The sequence below is a fragment of the Flavobacterium columnare NBRC 100251 = ATCC 23463 genome, from assembly GCF_002530675.1.
Lineage (GTDB): Bacteria > Bacteroidota > Bacteroidia > Flavobacteriales > Flavobacteriaceae > Flavobacterium > Flavobacterium columnare.
In genome coordinates, this window is the sequence record NZ_PCMX01000118.1 from 1 (window position 1) to 544 (window position 544).

Annotated in this window: 1 protein-coding gene; it reads right to left on the reverse strand. The window is 31.4% G+C overall.

Annotation, left to right across the window (positions count from 1 at the left end; all coding sequences use genetic code 11):
- Positions 1–130 precede the first annotated feature (130 nt).
- Positions 131–478 carry an ISAon1 family transposase N-terminal region protein gene (locus B0A78_RS12945; RefSeq protein WP_065213048.1) on the reverse strand — a complete coding sequence of 116 codons (348 nt, stop codon included), beginning with the start codon at positions 476–478 and terminating at the stop codon, positions 131–133.
- Between the last annotated feature and the right edge of the window lie 66 nt (positions 479–544).

Consider the following 544-nt stretch of genomic DNA (forward strand, 5'->3'; position numbering starts at 1 on the left):
AATCCATTGATGCGCGTGTTCTCTTGGTTCCCAAGAACTAAAGGAACTCAGATGCTTTTTATGCTGTCTTTGTAGTTTTTTACCCTTAACTCCAAAGAAACTACCAATAGTTTGAGAATCTATAGCTGTCTTATCGATTAATTTCTTTTAAAAAAGATGCAAATTCTTGCGTCATACGTGTTTCTTTAGCTACTAAATTCCAATCTCTTTTAACTATCTCACCTGTGTTTTTATTAGTCCAACGACGACGTTTTATGTGTAAATACACAAACTTTCCTCTTAGTGGAAAATCTTGAATTGTTATTTCGTCTGTCAAGCCTTTGGAGGCTAACTCTATGTTGTCAAACTCTTTTGGAAGTTTTGCTTTTTCTTCAAAATAAAGATGTAGGTTTTCTTCTGAATTATCAACTGAAATTATTTCAAAATAATCAACTAGAAAATCAGGAAGCATCAATTTTAAAAGAGTTATAGGGTCCATAATAGTGTTTAAATTTGACAAAAATCTCCTTTTTTAATTAAATTCTCCCCAACTTTTGTTCTTGAT

What these genes read in the sequence shown, in the direction of transcription:
- B0A78_RS12945 (WP_065213048.1), bottom strand. Translation starts at nt 478, where the DNA reads ATGGACCCTATAACTCTTTTAAAATTGATGCTTCCTGATTTTCTAGTT.